Below are 17,019 nucleotides of genomic sequence, written 5' to 3'. Positions count from 1 at the left end.
GGGGGAAATATGTACCCGGCACGAATAATGACAACGATTCGGACCCTGAGCCTCGCCCTCCTTGGCCTGGGGACGCTGGTACTCACCAGCCACTCGGCGCTGGCTCATGAAGACGAGCACGATTATCCCACCGCCGCCCGGGTCGATTACGTCATCGGGTGTATGGCAGCCAATGGCCAGGATTACCTGACGATGCAGAAATGTTCGTGCAGCATCGATGTCATTGCCGATCTCGTCCCTTATGGCGAGTACGAAGAAGTCGAGACGATCATGAGCATGCACGACAAGCGGGGGGAACTCGGCGTACTCTTCCGCAGCGAGCATGGCATGGAGGAACAACTCAACGAGTTTCGCAATGCCCAGACGGAAGCCGACCTGCAATGCTTCTGAGGCGTCTAGGCGGGTTGTCCCTGGTACTGGGGGTTGCCGCCGCCCCCATTCTGACCATGGCCGAATCGGAAACATACCGCCAAGGCGAGCGTCTGTTTCGCGATCAGTGCAGTGGCTGCCATTCCCTGGAACCCGGTATCCATCGGGCCGGTCCCAGCCTGGATGGTCTGATGAATCGACCGGCCGGTAGCCTGGACGATTTTCCCTATTCACAGGCCATGCATGACGCAACGCATCGCTGGACACCGGAGACGCTCGACCGTTTCCTGGCCGACCCGGAGACCTTGGTACCGGGAACCGCCATGGTATTCTGGGGCCTTGACGAGGCATCGCGAGAACAGGTCATTCATTACCTGGAAACCGCCACGCTGCCTGACGACTCAGCGGAGTAGCCGCTACCCGTGCGCTTACTCGCCGCCCTTACGCGCCAGCATGCCACGAGCGGGATCATATCCCCAGATGGCCAGACCGAGCAGGACGACCGTCGTCGCCAAGGCGATCCCCGAGGCCGTCAGGTTGAGTTGTTCGTAGAGCGCAAAGCGTATCATTTCCACCGCATAGGTGAACGGGTTGAATGACGCTATCTGATAGACCAGATAGCTCCCTTCACGAATACGCCACAAAGGATAGAGGGCCGACGACAGGAAGAACATGGGAAAGATAACGAAGTTCATGATACCGGCGAAGTTCTCCAATTGGCGGACAAACGTCGACAGCAGCATTCCCAAGGCCCCGACCAGGAACCCGGTGACCAGCAAGGCGGGCAGGATGTATGCATAGCCGGCCAACGGTGCCTGGACACCGTATAGATAAGCGATCAGCAGGAAGACATAGACCTGGACCATGGACACCAGCGTGCTGGCCAGCAATTTACAGATCAGTAGATACCAACGGGGAAACGGACTGACCAGCAAGACCCGCATACTGCCCATTTCGCGGTCATAGACCATCGACAACGAACTCTGCATGCCGTTGAATAACTGGATCATGCCCACCAGGCCGGGGACGATATACACTTCGTAGCGAATGTAGGTTTCGTAGGGATCGATCATGGCCACGCCCAGCGCCATTCGAAACCCCGCCGCAAACACGAACAACCACACCAGCGGCCGGACCAGAGCGGCGATGAAACGGCTGCGTTGATGCACGAAACGCAACAGCTCGCGGCCGACCACGCCTCGCATGCAGTGCCAGTAGGCGCCTACCCTCATGATGGCTCCTCGTCCACCAGTCGGTCGAAGGCGGCCCCGATCGTCTCGACGCCCTGAGCGGCCGTGATATCGTCCACGCGCCCATCGGCCATGATGCGTCCCCGATCGAGCACGATGACACGATCCTGAGCATGGACTTCATCAATCAGGTGGGTGGCCCACAAGACGGCTACACCTTGCTCGGCACAGAGTTCATGGACATGCTCGACCAGTGCTCGGCGGGAAGAGATATCCAGACCGACAGTCGGTTCATCGAGCAACAGAAGGCGGGGATAGTGCAACAAGCCGCGGGCGATTTCCACACGCCGACGCTGACCGCCGGAGAGCTGCCGCACCCGGCGATGCAGACTCTCCTGCATCTGCATCCGGGAAAGTTGCTCCATGGCACGCTGGTATGCCAGGCCTCGCGTCATGCCATGCAACGCTCCGTGATACAGCAGGTTCTGTTTGACCGTGAGATCCAGATCAAGTGTGGGCTGCTGGAAAACCACACCCATGCGCGCATGCGCCTCGATCGCGTGTCGATGAAGGTCATGTCCCTCCACTGCGATGACTCCCTGGCGTGAGTCATACAGGCGTGTAACCAACGAAAAAAGCGTCGTTTTCCCGGCACCATTGGGGCCCAGCAGCACGACGAACTCACCTGCGGCGATACGCAACTCGACATGATCAAGCGCAGAAGTCGCGCCGTAGGCGAAACCCAGGTCATGGATTTCCAGCGCTGGCGAGCGAGCTATCTCATCCGCCATCACGGCTCGACCACCACCCCCCAGGGGAAGCGACCCACAGGAATCGACTTGATCGCTTCGAAACCATCGACCTCAATCACCGTAACATCACCGCTGACCCCGTTGGTCGTATAGAGCCGGCTCTCGTCCTCATTGAGTGCGAGATGCCAGACGCGCTGCCCGACCAGGATATAATCGAGCACTTCATATGTCTGCTGATCGACAACGGCGACACGATTGGAGGGGCCCAGGGCCACGAATGCATAACGGCCGTCCGAGGTCATTTCCACCCCGACTGCCTGAACGGTTTCACGCGGCACGCCCGGAACATCGAAACGCACGGTATGCTTGATGTTGAAGGCATCATCCCTGTCCAGAACCGATACCGTACCGGCTATTTCCCCCGACACCCAGGCTTCGCTGTCGTCATGATTGAATTCAGCATGGCGTGGACGTGCTCCCACCAGCCGGTGATAGACCGCCTCCATTTCATCCAGATCGACGACATGCGCCATGTTGGACGTTTCGGTCGTGGCAATCAGCCACTTGCCATCGGAACTGACACCGATACCTTCGGGTTCGATCCCGACGGGAATCTCGCCGACACGACGCCGCTCTTCGTAATCGAGTACCGACACGATGTTGTCATCTTCGTTGGAAACATAGATATAAGGTTGATTGGGGTCGACACGGATCACTTCCGGATCTTCCCCGGAGGATTGGGTACGAACCACATCCAGCGTCTCCAGGTCGATCATGTCGATTGCCTCGTCATCACCAACCGCCACGAACAGCTCCGTACCATCATTGTTGAATACCATGGCGCGAGGACGGCGCCCAACGTCGATGGTCTCGACCACTTCCAGTGATTCACCATCGATGACCGAGACGGTGTTGTCTTTCTCGTTGGACACGAAAATGCGCTCGGCATGTGCCATCATCGGCGTGAGCAGCAAGGTCCCCAACGCCGTCACCAAGGTGGATCTTAGAAATCGCATTGGGTTTCTCCCTCGTCAGCGCCCAACGAATCCAGCATCGTTCGCGGATGCAAATACCCTTCCTGCGGCGATACCGACGCCACCATGCGTGGTCCTGTCACCAGAATTGGCTGGCGCAATTGGTGATTCCAGGTGCGATAACTGACTGGATAGCCAAGATAGCCCGCCAACTCGAATTCCTCACTGAGCATGTAGTCCAGCACCGCGTCGCGTTTGGTAGACTGGATCCGTGCCGCCGACTCCCCCAGCGAGCGTACCGCCAACCAGGCCGCGAAATCTCTGGGTGTCATCCAGCGCTCGGCCTGCTCCTCGAATCGTCGCTGTAACTGGACGGCCCCCCATGATTCATGAGCGCGATGCCAGGCCGTGACGGCCAGACCTTGGGTGCCGACCACCGGCCGCGGCAGATCTGTCTGGTAAGGGAGGTATTCGCCGAAGTAATCCGTCTCATCGGCCACCACCAGAACATCGTGCGTCTCGATATCCTGCAGGAAGGCCGGCACTTCGCGCTGGATGGCATGAAAGCCACCCTCGGCACGGCGTGCCATTGGCTCGTGAGGCCACATTTTCTCGTCGACGATGTCATGGCCGAAACGTACTGCCGAGTCGCGAAATGCCTGGGCCAGTGCGTCATCCTGTTCGGTATTGCCATAGACCAGTGCCCAATCGTTCCACTCCTTGTAACCCAGGTATTGGGCTAACGCATCCCCCAGCATTCGGCGGCTGGGCGTCGTATGGAACAGGTTGGAGCGGCAGGCGTCACCACGCAGTTCGTCGTCGGGAGCCATGGCGTTGAATACGATACGATCGCCCAGTGCCTCACTGTCCAGTACGGTTGCCAATGCCTCACGAGGAAGACCGCTGACGATCCACTCGGCCCCCTTGTCGGTGAGCGCTTCGAGTCCCTTCGCTACATCACCGTCCCGAGCGACGACCGACTCGACGAGTTCGAACTCCTGGCCGATGAACTGCCCGGTGGCATTATTATCGGAAATCGCCAGACGCGCTCCTTCGAGCCCCTCTTGTTCGGGAATCGGTTCGATCACCGACAGCGGCTCCCTATCCGGATCGCGTTCCAGCCCTAGATAGCCGATGGTGATAGTGGCAGTCTCCTGGTCATTCTCATCCTGCGCCGTCACCCAGGCCGGCCATGCCAGGCCGACCAGAAGCGCCGCGATGACGATGCCCCGACGCTCAACGCCGGCCAAGCACCTCGGAGAGTTTCCCGAACACATCGTCATTGTCGTTCTTGTCATGAGGCTCTCCTGCATTGTCTCGATGGGCCAAGCGGGTCACATGGCATTGCGAATCACGCGTACCATCTGGCCAAGATCTTCCTCGAGCAGAGCTGGTTTCTCGCACATGGCCGGCAAGGCCTGCTGGCGTTTCTGGAAGATCCTTTGCTGCAACTGCAACTCCCGTTCCAGACGTTGCACGTTTGTCTCATCGGTGGAAGAGGCACGTGCCTCTTCCAGGCGATCGACAAGCTCAGACACTGTCTCGAGACGCGTTATCTGTCCACGTGCCGCCGCGCGAATTCGCTCGATCACGCGACTACGTTCACTGTCGATACGCTCGAACAGACCGGCAAACAATAGCGTCAGTCGTTCGTCACGATTGTCGCCATCGGCAACCGAGTCGACGAACTCACGAATCCGTTCCATGGCCGCTTCCTCATCCGTCTGGCGATCCGTCGCGAAACGAACCACGCGAGCGAGTTCTTCATCCTCCCACCAATCGTGCTGCAACTCGTCCGGCGAGGGGCCGGTCCATATCGTCCCCCAAGCCAGCTCTGGCACGAGACGCTGGACACAGGGCCAATCGGGTGGCCCCTTGGCAGCACTCTGGGCGTGGACAGGAGACACACTACCCAACGCTATGGCGCCTGCCAGAACAATGACCAAGCCACGATAACGCTTATCCATCACGAATCGTCTCCTTCCGACGCGCCTCGCATCTCGATGAGTTGGCCATCCTGACCCACCAGCGGCACACCATAGTCGACAAGAATCGCATTAATATCCGACTGCCGGCGGGCGATGAAATCGTTCAACCAGTCTCGCCACTGGGGTTCGCCGTGGCGTATCCCCATCGTGATCCGATACTCCAGTTGAGCGTCGGATGTATCATCGACGAGAGGAATCACCGTGAGAGGGGGCGTCTGACGCGCTGCGTAATAGCCGGCCAATGGACCCCATATCACGGCACCTTCGGTCACCCCTTCGGCGACGTCCTCAATGGCATCTCTGACCGGTGCCCGAACGCGAGTATCGACCTGTAACGGATAGCTCTCGACATCCGCCCCGACTCGACGCAACGCTGTCACAGGTGGTGTCTCGGCGATCACACCGATACGCCGCCCTTGAAGCGAGGTATCGTTCAGACTCGTGGCATCGATATCGGAATCCTTGGGCAGGATCAACGTATAGACGGAACGATAGTATTCGATCGTGTTCTGTACGAACTCATAGCCTGCCGGTGCACCGATCATCACGTCACACATCCGTGAGTCCAGCGTATTGCGCACGAACCCCATGACCTGCGGGGCATAGACATAACTAAGCGGCACGTCCAGTTCATCGGCCATCATCTCGGCGATACGATTCTCGAAGCCTTCGCCCGCCTCATTGGAAAATGGCAGATTGTTGCCATCAGCGCATACCCTCAAATGCTGACGCGTCTGCAATTCAGGCACCTGAGCCATCGCCATCGTAGTGCACAACGCTAGGCCAACCGCCATCGCCAGCGAGACGATGACACGACCTAGCTCCCCTATATCCGCCTGCCGCATCGTTTTCACTCCGCCTGGTCGCTATCGCTATCCGACGCCTCCTTGTCATCACCGTCTCCGATGACGTCCGGGCGCCCCCGACCGACATCGCCAGCCGCTCGTGCCTTCATGTAACGATAGATATTATTGACGTTATTCATTACATACTGATCATCCGCAAAGGACGGCATCACTTTTCCGGGCTGTATTTCCTGACCGTTGGCAACGGTTGCGACGAATTCCCCCAGCGTACGCGTCTCGGAGATCTCCATCAGACTGGGGGCGAACGACGACCCCAACCCATCGGGGCCATGGCATGCCTGACACACGCGGGTGTACGCTTCATAGCCATCGTAAGTGGCCTGGTCCACCTTACCGTCCTTAACGGTATAGTTGGTCACATCGTTACCGTCATCCTCCGCGATGGCCGCTGACATCAGCGTCAGCATCGATCCCATGATGCCGAGACTCAGCATAAGCCACTTGCCACCTATCTGTCGGATAGGACCTACCTCGGTCGTATTCGCCTTGGTCGCAAACATTCGTCATGTCCTTACTATTGACTCGTGAGATTGGCACGGCTCGCCAGCGGACACGCAGCAGCGGTGCCGCTGGCGTTTCAAGCTATCAGCAGGAAACTAAGGAAAGTGGGCATAAACGACGCCATGGCGCCTTTCCCTGGCGCCAACCGACATCCGCTGTCGCATGAATCTCGCTAGGCCTGCTAACTCAGGCATCGGGCAGTGCAAAGACCGTGAGCACACCGCCCAGCTTGGTATAGTCGTCGAGAGCCGCGAAAGCCCCGACGGCACCCAGGCCTTCCTCGGGATCCTCCAGCCCTGCAGCCAACCCGATACCGGCCCAACCGCCGACCCCGGAGAGTACGGCGATATACTGTTTGCCTTCATACTGGAAGGTATTCACATTGCCGATGATTCCGGACGGTGTCTTGAAGCGCCATAGCTCTTCACCGGTCTCGATATCGACAGCCTTGAGATACCCTTCGAGCGTGCCATAGAACGCGAGATCGCCGGCAGTAGCCAATGCACCGCTCCAGACGGCAAAGCGTTCATCGATTTCCCAGGCTTTTTCTCCCTTGACGGGATCCCAGGCAATGAAGCTACCCATCCGGCCTTCCATGCCGTTCTCTTCATCTTCCTGTGGCGCCGGCATCATGGTCAGCGTGGCGCCGACATACGGTTGACCCGCAGTATACTCGGTCTCATAAGGCTCATAGTTCATGCAGATTCGGTTGATGCCGGCATAGAGCAAACCGGTTTCCGGTGAGTAGGCACTCGGCTGCATGTTCTTCGCCCCCATGGCAGTGGGGCAGATATCGGTCGTGTTGACGTCGACACCCTGGCGGAAGGTACTGTACTCCTCGTTGACCACCGGCCGACCGGTTTCCATGTCGTAGTGGCTTGCCCAGTTGGTCTCGGGTGCAAACTTCTCCGCCACCAACAGCTCGCCATTCTCTCGATCCAACAGGAAACCGAAGCCGGTGCGATCGATGATCGCCAAGCCTTTGCGCTGCTCACCATCGATCTCGACATCAATCAACTGATTCTCGTTGACGCCGTCATAGTCCCATTCATCAAAGGGCACTTTCTGATAGACCCACTTGGCCTCGCCAGTGTCGGGATCGCGAGCGAACACGGTGATCGCCCACTTGTTGTCGGCTGGCTCACCATCGATGGCACGCTGATCCGGATTCCAGGTGCCGGGGTTGCCCGTACCGTAATAGATCAGGTCGAGTTCGGGGTCATACGTCACCCAGCCCCAGGGTGCACCACCACCGCGTTTCCATTCGTCGTCCGGCCAGGTGGTTTCCCCCAGGTCTTCCTCGCCGATGGGCTCCCCGAGCATCAGGGTTTCTTCCGGGTCGATCTTCACGTCTTCATCCGGCCCATTGGAGTAGGCTCGCCACTCCTGCTCACCGGTTTCGACGTTGTAGGCCGTCATATGACCACGCACACCGAATTCACCACCACTGATGCCCATGATGACCTTGTCACCCACGACCAGCGGCGACATGGTGTTGGTCTCTCCTTTGGTATGGTCCCCGTTCTCGGCTTCCCACAGCACTTCACCGCTTTCCGAGTCCAGAGCCACCAACGTGTTGTCGGCCTGTCCGATGAACAGACGGCCATCGGCATAGGCGAGCCCCCGGTTGACGGTGTCACAGCACATGACCGGAATCACTCGCGAATCCTGATTTGGCTCATGAGTCCAGACGACCCGACCTTCGTCCTCGAGATCGAGTGCGAACACTTTGTTGGGGAAAGGGGTATGGATATAGAGTTTGCCGTCACCGACATAGAGCGGGCCGCCCTCATGGCCACGCAGCACCCCGGTTGAAAACTGCCACTGCGCTCTCAACTCATCCACATTGTCACGGTTGATCTGGTCGAGCTCACTATATCGGTTACCTTGGTAGTTACCGAGTTGAGTCGCCCAGTATTCCGGGTTTTCTTGCAACTCAAGCAAATTCTCGTTGGCGTGTGCCTGAGCGGACACGGCTAACCCGATAGCCGCTATGGCGTAGCTGAACTCCCGAAGCATGGCGTATATCTCCAATGCATATGTGCTGGTTTGGTCCGTTGGCACGGACGTTCCAGCAGTCAGTTCTTGTGTCGTTTTTGACTACACATTAGAAGGTCTAGCACAAGTTGAACCGTTGGTAGGGGCCTGGCGCTGAAATCAGCCGAAGTAACAGGGTCAAAAGACTTTTGCCATGTGGTACATAATCGCCAACGACTCAAACGTATTACTCAACAACGCGCATAACTCATTGATTTAATTTACACTCAACAAGCATGAGATACTGCCACCCTTTCCATTACAACCCTGTCGGCTCTATACTAAGACTTAGGTTGTAAGGTAGATCCCGTGAGGACTGCTTTACTGAAACTGGTACCAAACAAACCACGTCATGACAGGAGAATGCATATGTGGACCAAGCCGGCTTACACCGATCTGCGTTTGGGCTTCGAAGTCACTCTCTATATCGCCAATCGCTGATCGTATTATCTCCATAGGGGGCGCTCCTTGCCGGGGCGCCCCATTTTTTGGCCGGTCATCCGCTATCTGATTCGCGAGGCATGTTATGCACGTACTGGTCCTGGGCTCTGCCGCAGGAGGTGGATTCCCACAGTGGAACTGTCATTGCCGCTACTGCCGCGGTGTGCGAGACGGTACGCTCGAAGCGCACGCACGCACCCAATCTTCCATTGCCATCAGTGCCGACGGTCAGCGCTGGTTGCTCTGCAATGCCTCGCCAGACGTTCGTGCGCAGCTCAGTGCCAATGCCGCCCTTCATCCACGTACGGGTATCCGAGATACGGGAATTGCCGGCGTACTGCTGGTCGATGCACAGATCGATCATGTCACGGGGCTATTGTCACTACGCGAGGGCTGTCCACTGGATGTCTGGTGTACCCCTAACGTGCACCAGGATCTGAGCACGGGCTTCCCTCTTTTTCCCATGCTCGACCATTGGCAAGGTGGGCTGAACTGGCGCTCGATCGATATCGATGAGCAGCATCACAGTTCGCGTTTCACGATCGACTGCTGTCCCGGCCTGACCTTCACCGCCATGGCGATTCACAGCAATGCACCGCCCTACTCGCCGCGTCGTGGCGCGCCCTCACCGGGAGACAACATCGGCCTGTTCATCGAAGACTCGCACAGTGGTGGTTCGCTGTTCTACGCACCAGGACTGGGCCGTCCCGACGACGAATTGCGTGCCTGGATGCAGCGTGCCGACTGCGTACTGGTGGATGGCACGTTATGGCGCGATGATGAAATGCAGCGCCTTGGCGCCGGTCAGGCCACCGGAGCGGATATGGGACACCTCGCCCTGGCCGGCGATACAGGGTTACTTGCCGAACTCGAGGCATTGCCCGAGGCGACCCGCCGTATCCTGATTCATATCAACAATACCAATCCGATCCTCGACGAGTGCTCCGAGGAGCGTGCCACTCTCGACGCACGAGGTATCGAAGTCGCATTCGACGGCATGCAGTGGAAACTCTAAGAGCTACCTTGTCGTCTCAAGTACAAGGATGCTAAGCAAGCACCCCCCGATTACCGACAGGAGGCCTTCATGGCAACGATCGCGTCACCGCTGGCCACGGCCGAAGGCCAGCCACTCGACCGCGATGGCTTTCGTGCGGCCTTGATGGCCAAAGGCGACTTTTACCATATTCACCATCCTTATCAGGTCGACATGGCTGAGGGGCGAGCCACGCCGGAGCAGATTCGTGGCTGGGTTGCCAACCGTTTCTATTATCAGGTGATGATTCCGCAAAAGGATGCTGCGTTGTTGGCCAACTGCCCCGACGCCGCCACACGACGGCGCTGGATACAACGGTTATTGGACCATGACGGCCATGATGGTGATACGGGAGGCATAGAAGCCTGGCTGATGTTGGGTGAAGCCGTCGGCCTGGGTCGTGACGAACTCTGGTCACAGGAGCACGTCCTGCCGGGTGTACGTTTCGCGGTCGATGCCTATGTCAACTTCGTGCGTCAGGCGGACTGGCGCGAAGCTGCCATTTCGTCGCTCACGGAGTTGTTCGCTCCCCAGGCCCACAAGAGTCGACTGGACACCTGGCCGACCCATTACCCGTGGATCGATTCACGAGGCTACGACTATTTCCGCAAGCGCCTCGGCGAAGCAAGGCGTGACGTCGATCATGGCCTGGAATTGGCCCTGACGCTATGCACCACCGCTGCCGCTCAGGCACGGGCCCTCGACATCCTGCAGTTCAAACTGGATGTCTTGTGGAGCATGCTCGACGCCATGACCCTGGCCTATCAGCTCGATCGACCGCCCTATCACAGCGTTACCGACCAGCGCGTCTATCATCGGGGGCTGTCATGAATCGTGACCGTATCTATCGCTTGCGCCCTGGCTGGCGACTACAGTGGGAAGAGGCGCAAGGACGTCATGTGCTGCTCTATCCTGAGGGGATGGTGAAGCTCAATGACAGCGCCGGAGCGATTCTTTCGTTGATCGACGGAGAACGCAATGTCGGCGACATGCTCGACGAACTCCAGGAGCGCTATCCTCAAGCGCCCGCCGACGAACTGCAAACGGACGTGCATGAATTCCTCGACGAGGCCGTCCAGCAGGGGTGGATTCATCATGACTGATCATACGCCGTCCACACAGCGCCACACGATCGAAGCGCCACTCTGGCTTCTGGCAGAGCTGACCTATCGTTGCCCCTTGCAGTGCAGCTACTGTTCCAACCCACTGGACTTCGCCGCCACCCAAGGCAACGAATTGACGACCGAGGAGTGGCTGGACGTACTGCGTCAAGCGAGGGCAATGGGCGCCGTTCAATTGGGATTTTCCGGTGGTGAACCGCTCGTGCGCCGCGACCTCGAGACGTTGGTCAGTGAGGCACGAACGCTGGGATTCTACTCCAATCTCATCACCTCGGGGCTGGGGCTCGACGATGCACGCATCGAGGCGCTGCGCGCTGCTGGACTCGATCACATTCAGATCAGCCTGCAGGCCTCTGACCCGGATGTCGCTGGTGCCGTTGCCGGTTCCCGCAAGGCGTATGACAAGAAGCTGGCCATGGCCAGAGCCGTCAAAGCGGCCGGTTATCCCATGGTGCTCAATGTGGTGCTGCACCGGCATAATATCGACCAGCTAGATGCCATCATCGCCCTCTGCGCCGAGCTCGATGCCGATGCCGTGGAATTGGCCAACTGCCAGCTCTATGGTTGGGCCCATCTCAACCGTAACGGCCTGTTGCCGAGCCGTGAGCAACTCGATGCTGCCGAAGCGACAACCGCTCGCTGGCGTGAGCACTTGGCCAATGAGGGGCGTGACATGCAACTGCTGTTTGTCGTGCCCGACTATTATGCCGACCGTCCCAAGGCCTGCATGGGGGGTTGGGGGTCCATCTTCATGAGCGTGGCACCGGACGGCGCGGTGCTGCCGTGCCATAGCGCTCGGATGCTCCCGATGACGTTCCCCAATGTGCGAGACGACCTCCTGTCGTCGATCTGGTACGACAGTGACGCCTTCAACCGTTTCCGCGGTGAAGACTGGATGCCGTCACCTTGCCGGGACTGTGATGAACGCCATCAGGATTTTGGCGGATGCCGTTGCCAGGCCTACCTGTTGACCGGAGACCCTACGGCCACCGACCCGGCCTGTGACTTGTCTCCGGACCACCACCTGATCGAGACGGCACGACGTGAAGCGGCCGAGGATCAGCGTTCGGCATCGCAACTGACGCCACGCAACGTCCATGAATCCAGGGTGTTCTGTCGCGCATGACACTGCCCGCTCATCCCGGCCTCGCCAAGTACGGAGCGAACACGCACCAAGGTACTGACCTAGCGGCGGCGGCCCAGCCCGCCGATGGGCTCAGCGAGTTGCGCGTGACCCGGCACGGCGTTTTCTGGCTGGCCGCGGACTCGATCAGCGGAAATCGGCGTCTGTGGCACTGGCAAGGACATCGTGCGCAAGCCATCAGTCATGCCAATACCGATATCGGTAGCCGTGTCAATGGCTACGGCGGCGGCTCCCACGCCCTGTTGGCCCGACACGTTATCACCGTCGAGGCGGCCACCCAGGCACTATGGAGCCATCCACTCGACGGCAGTGCACCCACGCTCTGGTGGTCATGCCAGCAAGCGCGTTATGGCGGACTATCTCCCGACCCTCACCGCCAGCGCTTGCTCGCCGTCGAGGAAACCGGTACCAGTCGCGATGCCACGCAACGGTTGGTCGCACTGGCATTCGGCCGACGCCAGGTGCTGGCTGAAGGTGCTGATTTCTATGGCGCGCCTGCACTATCACCCGATGGGAGATATCTCGCCTGGGTGGAATGGTCTCTGCCCGATATGCCCTGGCAACGGTCCTGGCTGCGTATCGCCACACTGAATGACCATGGCGTCATCGAGCGCATCGTGTCATGGGATGGCGGTGCCGCGGTCACTCAACCCAGATTCAGCGATGACGGTCACTTGATCGTCATCAGCGATCATGGTGGCTGGTGGCAACCCTATCGAGTGCAGGGCAACCGTCTGCAACCACTCGGCGACATGCCGATGGATCACGTCCCTACCCCTTGGCCGCTAGGCGATTGCCACCATGTCTGGCGCCATCAGGATGGCATAGTGGTTCGTTTCGAACACGGGCGTGCTCGTATTTGCCATGTCAATGCCGTTGGCGAACTCATCGCCTCGTTACTTCCCGATGCCACACGGGTCATCGGGCTGGGACTCTCCGGAGACTGTCTCTATGCCCTGACTCAGGGCATGGAACATAGCGCACGCCTGGAATGCCTTCACCTGGATGACTACCGACATCGACTGCTGCAGACGACACCGACGCCCAAGATCCCACCACATCCCGACACACTGCCAATCGAGCTCAACGCGAGCGAGACCATCAACGCGTTTTTCTACTCTCCAACGAGCAACGTTCAGGGGACTCCGCCGCCGCTGATCGTGCGTGTTCATGGCGGCCCGACCGCTGCCTGCTACCCCGTCTTCGATCCATTGATCCATTACTGGGTCCAGCAGGGTTATGCCGTTGCCGACCTCAACCCACGCGGCAGCGGTAACTTCGGTCGCGACTATCGTGAGCGTCTGGCTGGTGAATGGGGCAAGCTCGATGTCGAGGATGCCAATGCCCTGGCTGACGCATTGATCGAACACGGGTGTGTCGATCCCCGACGCCTGTTCATCCGCGGCCAGAGCGCTGGTGGGTTCACCGTTCTCAACACACTCGCATCCAGTACACGTTACCGTGCCGGGGCCAGCCTCTATGGTGTCACTGATGCGGTGCGTCTGGCGGGACAGACGCACCGCTTCGAATCCGGTTACCTCGATTGGCTGTTGGGCGACGATGACACCAAATACCTACGCAGCCCGGTAAATCGGCTTGACGCCTTCCAGGCGCCGGCCATCTTCTTCCAGGGAACCCAGGATCGAGTGGTCGTCCCGGATCAGACCCTGCGCATGGCATCTGCCTTGCGGCAAAGTGGTCACCAGGCTGAAGTCGTACTATTCGCCGGTGAGGGGCACGGCATTCGCCACCCATCCAACCGACGCCGCATGATCGCGCGTGAACTGATCTTTTACGAAGCCCACGAAACCCACTGATGCTGGATCCCGACCTCTTTTTCAACCGTCTCCCGCATGGCAGTCGCCACACGCAACGGCGACTCGACAACGGATTGCGGCTGATCGCCATCGAAGTGCCTACAGCACGCTGGGTCCGGCTGGTCGGTGCGGTCGGTGCCGGCTATCTCGACGAACCCACGCGCTGGCCCGGACTCGCACACTTGCTGGAACATCTCCTGTTTCTGAGATCCGCTCAGCAAGGCACGCCAGGCGATTTCAGCAGCTGGGTCACGACCCAAGGCGGGCGTTACAATGCCCGAACCGGCGACACTACCACGGACGTCCATGTGCGGCTGCCACCCTCAACCGCCGCTGTGGGCGTAGAGAAACTCATCGATCTGCTCACCCGGCCGGCACTGCATAGCGAGAGCATTACCCATGAAATCGGTGTTATCGATGCCGAATTTCGGGCTCGGCTCGCCGATCCAACCATCCATCGGCAATCGGTGCTGTCGCAGTTGTTCCATCCCGACCACCCCGCAAGCCGTTTTCATCACGGCCACCAGGGAAGCCTGGGTGGAGACATGCCGGCATGCCGGCAAGCCCTGAGCGACTTCCATGGTGCACATTACCGCGCTGAGCGCATGGGACTGACAATGCTTGGCCCTCATCCATTGGACGACCAGATCCGATGGCTCACTCATGCCGGATGCCGTGTCGTCGCCAATGCCCGCCCTCAGACGTCGCATTGCCCACGTTGGGATGACTCGGGACCGCACCACGTACAATGGCAGCCACCATCGGGCGCGCCCAATGCCGACACGTCCCAGGTGGAGCTTTTCTGGCCGTTACCCGAACCGCAGACCACGGCCCAGGCGATCCAGATCGACCGGCTGGCCGGGTGGCTGAACGACGGTCAGCTAGCCGCGACACTCGGCGATAGAGTCACCCGACTGGACGCAACCGGCAAGTCCCATGACACAGGACCTGTCCTTGCCTTGACGCTTGATCTCCATGATGAAGCCGCCGCGGACATGGCGGCCTTGATTGCCACCTGCCAGGCCAGAGTGACGCAACTGGCCAGCGACATATCCGATGTTTCGGAACGGGTGACCGAGGCGAGATCGACCTGGCTGGCCGAACCCGATCTCGATCATGGGGTAGTAGAACTCGCGCGCCGGCAGGTGCAGCGCATCGACTCGACGACGGTTGCACGCGAAGAGCAGGAGATACGGAGCCGGCTGACCCGCGACAGGCTACGCATCCTGGAACGCCGGAGTCCACTCTCCCGAGCCGATGGCCATACACAAGATACATTGACCCCTTGGCGTATCGTCACGGCCAAGCACCATCCCATCATCCCATTCCCCGCACGTGCCGCCCCTCGACTCGCCTACCGACCGGTCACTGGACACCCCATTCCGGAAACACCGGCATGTCTCCCATCCAGCGACGGAGTCATGCTATGGCAAGGAAGCGCGGAGCTGCCAACGGCCTGTTGTCTGAGTTGGCCCGCCGATTCAACCCACTGGCAGTGGCGAGCAGCCATTTGGAGACAGCGTACGCTGGCACTGCGGCAGGTGGCCACGGTCAAGAATATGCATTTGTCGGTGGCTAGCGACCATCTCGGCGATACGTTGATCGCCAAAGGCGACCCGGCGTTGTTGAGCTCCCTGACCTTGCAAGCCATAGGCATGCGACCGTCTCTCGAGCCATCGTTATCATCCCTCCGGGAACCAACGCACGGTGGCCTCATCGCACAACGCCTGCTGGACAAGCTGGACGATGTGTCGACGGCACCAACCGAGGTCACGACCAGTGCGTGTGGATGGCTCACCTTCGCCATGGGAACGAATGAGATCAGTCGCTTGACCGATAGACTGCATGAGGCTCTCGCCAATGCCGTGGCGCCTAGGTCGACGACCGATACGCCGTGCCCTGCAGCACTGAGCGACTCGACGCCCTGGCCTCGCTATTACACGCCTGTTCTCGGCGATGACAATGCCTTGATGCTGCAGATCGATGGACCCCGCGACGATCCGGCAGCCAGGCTACTGATGTCCTTGCTGGCCAGTTGTCACGACGCTGCATTCCACCACGACATTCGACGACATCAGGAGCTGGGATACGCAGCGGCTGTACGTTATCGAGGCAATGGCGACCGACCTCGACTCGGTTATGTGGTGCAGTCGCCCAAGGCGGATATCGCCACCTTACAGGTTGCCGTCCAGCGTTTCCTGACCGAACAAGGCATTGCCCTGGCCAACCTGGATGACGACACGTTCCTGCGGCACTGCCAGGGACTCAGGTCAGCATTCGGACCACCGGAAACGCCCGACGAAGCGTTACTGAGGCGCTGGCAAGCGCTTCGACTTCACCCTACCCAAGGTCCAACCCCGGACTGGCAAGACAGCCTTGCGGCGCTAGACCACTTGAACCAGGACCGGCTCATCGAATTGGCATCGCAACTGGCCGCCGGCCTAGTGTCAGGGCGATGGTGGATACATGCGGCATTCTAGACCTCACGGAACGCTATTGTTGCCCACTGACAATAGCGTTATGTCATTCAGCGCCAAACAGTAAAGCAAAGCTCACCTAGACTGAAACCAGCCCCACACAGTGATGGGCCAAGGTCGGTGATCCCGACAATGGAAGCAGTGAATAGTAGCGATGAAGGACAACCACAACAATATGCAGCTATCGCCAGCGTATGCTCCCACATGCCTACCGACCCGGTAGCTGGCGACTCTTGCACGGTGCTGCACGAATCAAGGAGGTGAATGCCAATGTCGTGGCTATCGCGAATCATGGCCAGCTTGCGTGGA

General features: G+C 59.3%; 17 protein-coding genes. 9 read left to right on the top strand and 8 right to left on the bottom strand.

Annotated features, from left to right (window positions below):
* Positions 1 to 27: 27 nt before the first annotated feature.
* Both FVV99_RS03585 and FVV99_RS03580 read left to right on the top strand, forming a co-directional pair.
* A complete protein-coding gene (locus tag FVV99_RS03585; RefSeq protein WP_148252681.1) occupies positions 28 to 390 on the top strand; it encodes a hypothetical protein in 363 nt (120 codons plus the stop codon).
* Positions 381 to 782 (top strand): c-type cytochrome, encoded by a 402-nt coding sequence (locus FVV99_RS03580; RefSeq protein ID WP_148252680.1) that lies wholly within the window; start codon positions 381 to 383, stop codon positions 780 to 782. Before FVV99_RS03585 ends, FVV99_RS03580 begins: the two co-directional genes overlap by 10 nt.
* A gap of 15 nt (positions 783 to 797) precedes the next feature.
* On the opposite strand, the gene FVV99_RS03575 is transcribed toward FVV99_RS03580, so the two are convergent.
* The 8 genes from FVV99_RS03575 to FVV99_RS03540 all read right to left on the bottom strand — a co-directional run bounded on the left by FVV99_RS03575 (position 798) and on the right by FVV99_RS03540 (position 8,659).
* Positions 798 to 1,601, bottom strand: a complete 804-nt coding sequence (locus tag FVV99_RS03575) for an ABC transporter permease (protein WP_148252679.1) — start codon at positions 1,599 to 1,601, stop codon at positions 798 to 800.
* The gene (locus FVV99_RS03570; RefSeq protein ID WP_148252678.1) at positions 1,598 to 2,350 is read right to left on the bottom strand and encodes an ABC transporter ATP-binding protein; all 753 of its coding nucleotides are present in this window, start codon (positions 2,348 to 2,350) and stop codon (positions 1,598 to 1,600) included. The genes FVV99_RS03575 and FVV99_RS03570 overlap by 4 nt, the downstream gene beginning before the upstream one ends.
* Positions 2,350 to 3,327, bottom strand: a complete 978-nt coding sequence (locus FVV99_RS03565; RefSeq protein ID WP_148252677.1) for a PQQ-dependent catabolism-associated beta-propeller protein — start codon at positions 3,325 to 3,327, stop codon at positions 2,350 to 2,352. Before FVV99_RS03565 ends, FVV99_RS03570 begins: the two co-directional genes overlap by 1 nt.
* Positions 3,315 to 4,583: an ABC transporter substrate-binding protein gene (locus tag FVV99_RS03560; protein ID WP_236645283.1), complete on the bottom strand. Its 1,269-nt coding sequence runs from the start codon at positions 4,581 to 4,583 to the stop codon at positions 3,315 to 3,317. Before FVV99_RS03560 ends, FVV99_RS03565 begins: the two co-directional genes overlap by 13 nt.
* 36 nt (positions 4,584 to 4,619) lie before the next feature.
* Positions 4,620 to 5,255: a hypothetical protein gene (locus FVV99_RS03555; RefSeq protein WP_161598953.1), complete on the bottom strand. Its 636-nt coding sequence runs from the start codon at positions 5,253 to 5,255 to the stop codon at positions 4,620 to 4,622.
* Positions 5,252 to 6,118 (bottom strand): quinoprotein dehydrogenase-associated putative ABC transporter substrate-binding protein, encoded by an 867-nt coding sequence (locus tag FVV99_RS03550; protein ID WP_148252675.1) that lies wholly within the window; start codon positions 6,116 to 6,118, stop codon positions 5,252 to 5,254. The genes FVV99_RS03555 and FVV99_RS03550 overlap by 4 nt, the downstream gene beginning before the upstream one ends.
* A gap of 5 nt (positions 6,119 to 6,123) precedes the next feature.
* Positions 6,124 to 6,639, bottom strand: a complete 516-nt coding sequence (locus FVV99_RS03545) for a c-type cytochrome (protein ID WP_201745019.1) — start codon at positions 6,637 to 6,639, stop codon at positions 6,124 to 6,126.
* 187 nt (positions 6,640 to 6,826) lie between these two features.
* Positions 6,827 to 8,659, bottom strand: a complete 1,833-nt coding sequence (locus FVV99_RS03540; RefSeq protein ID WP_148252674.1) for a methanol/ethanol family PQQ-dependent dehydrogenase — start codon at positions 8,657 to 8,659, stop codon at positions 6,827 to 6,829.
* A gap of 387 nt (positions 8,660 to 9,046) precedes the next feature.
* On the opposite strand from FVV99_RS03540, the gene pqqA reads away from it, so the two are divergent.
* The 7 genes from pqqA to FVV99_RS03505 all read left to right on the top strand — a co-directional run bounded on the left by pqqA (position 9,047) and on the right by FVV99_RS03505 (position 16,713).
* Entirely contained in the window at positions 9,047 to 9,118 is a 72-nt protein-coding gene (pqqA, locus tag FVV99_RS03535; protein WP_092569372.1) for a pyrroloquinoline quinone precursor peptide PqqA, read from the top strand.
* Between the two features lie 85 nt (positions 9,119 to 9,203).
* Positions 9,204 to 10,133, top strand: coding sequence for a pyrroloquinoline quinone biosynthesis protein PqqB (gene pqqB, locus FVV99_RS03530; RefSeq protein WP_148252673.1), 930 nt, complete (start codon positions 9,204 to 9,206; stop codon positions 10,131 to 10,133).
* Between the two features lie 69 nt (positions 10,134 to 10,202).
* Positions 10,203 to 10,982, top strand: a complete 780-nt coding sequence (gene pqqC, locus FVV99_RS03525) for a pyrroloquinoline-quinone synthase PqqC (RefSeq protein WP_148252672.1) — start codon at positions 10,203 to 10,205, stop codon at positions 10,980 to 10,982.
* On the top strand, positions 10,979 to 11,254 hold the full coding sequence (gene pqqD / locus FVV99_RS03520) for a pyrroloquinoline quinone biosynthesis peptide chaperone PqqD (protein ID WP_148252671.1): 276 nt from the start codon (positions 10,979 to 10,981) through the stop codon (positions 11,252 to 11,254). Before pqqC ends, pqqD begins: the two co-directional genes overlap by 4 nt.
* Positions 11,247 to 12,398 carry a pyrroloquinoline quinone biosynthesis protein PqqE gene (pqqE, locus tag FVV99_RS03515; RefSeq protein WP_148252670.1) on the top strand — a complete coding sequence of 384 codons (1,152 nt, stop codon included), beginning with the start codon at positions 11,247 to 11,249 and terminating at the stop codon, positions 12,396 to 12,398. The genes pqqD and pqqE overlap by 8 nt, the downstream gene beginning before the upstream one ends.
* A complete protein-coding gene (locus FVV99_RS03510) occupies positions 12,395 to 14,233 on the top strand; it encodes a S9 family peptidase (protein ID WP_148252669.1) in 1,839 nt (612 codons plus the stop codon). Before pqqE ends, FVV99_RS03510 begins: the two co-directional genes overlap by 4 nt.
* Entirely contained in the window at positions 14,233 to 16,713 is a 2,481-nt protein-coding gene (locus tag FVV99_RS03505; RefSeq protein WP_148252668.1) for an insulinase family protein, read from the top strand. The genes FVV99_RS03510 and FVV99_RS03505 overlap by 1 nt, the downstream gene beginning before the upstream one ends.
* The last annotated feature ends 306 nt before the right edge of the window (positions 16,714 to 17,019 follow it).

It is taken from the genome of Aidingimonas lacisalsi (genome assembly GCF_008079445.1).
GTDB lineage: Bacteria > Pseudomonadota > Gammaproteobacteria > Pseudomonadales > Halomonadaceae > Aidingimonas > Aidingimonas lacisalsi.
Note: the sequence above shows the minus strand (reverse complement) of the source record. Positions and strands in the feature narration are given on the sequence as shown.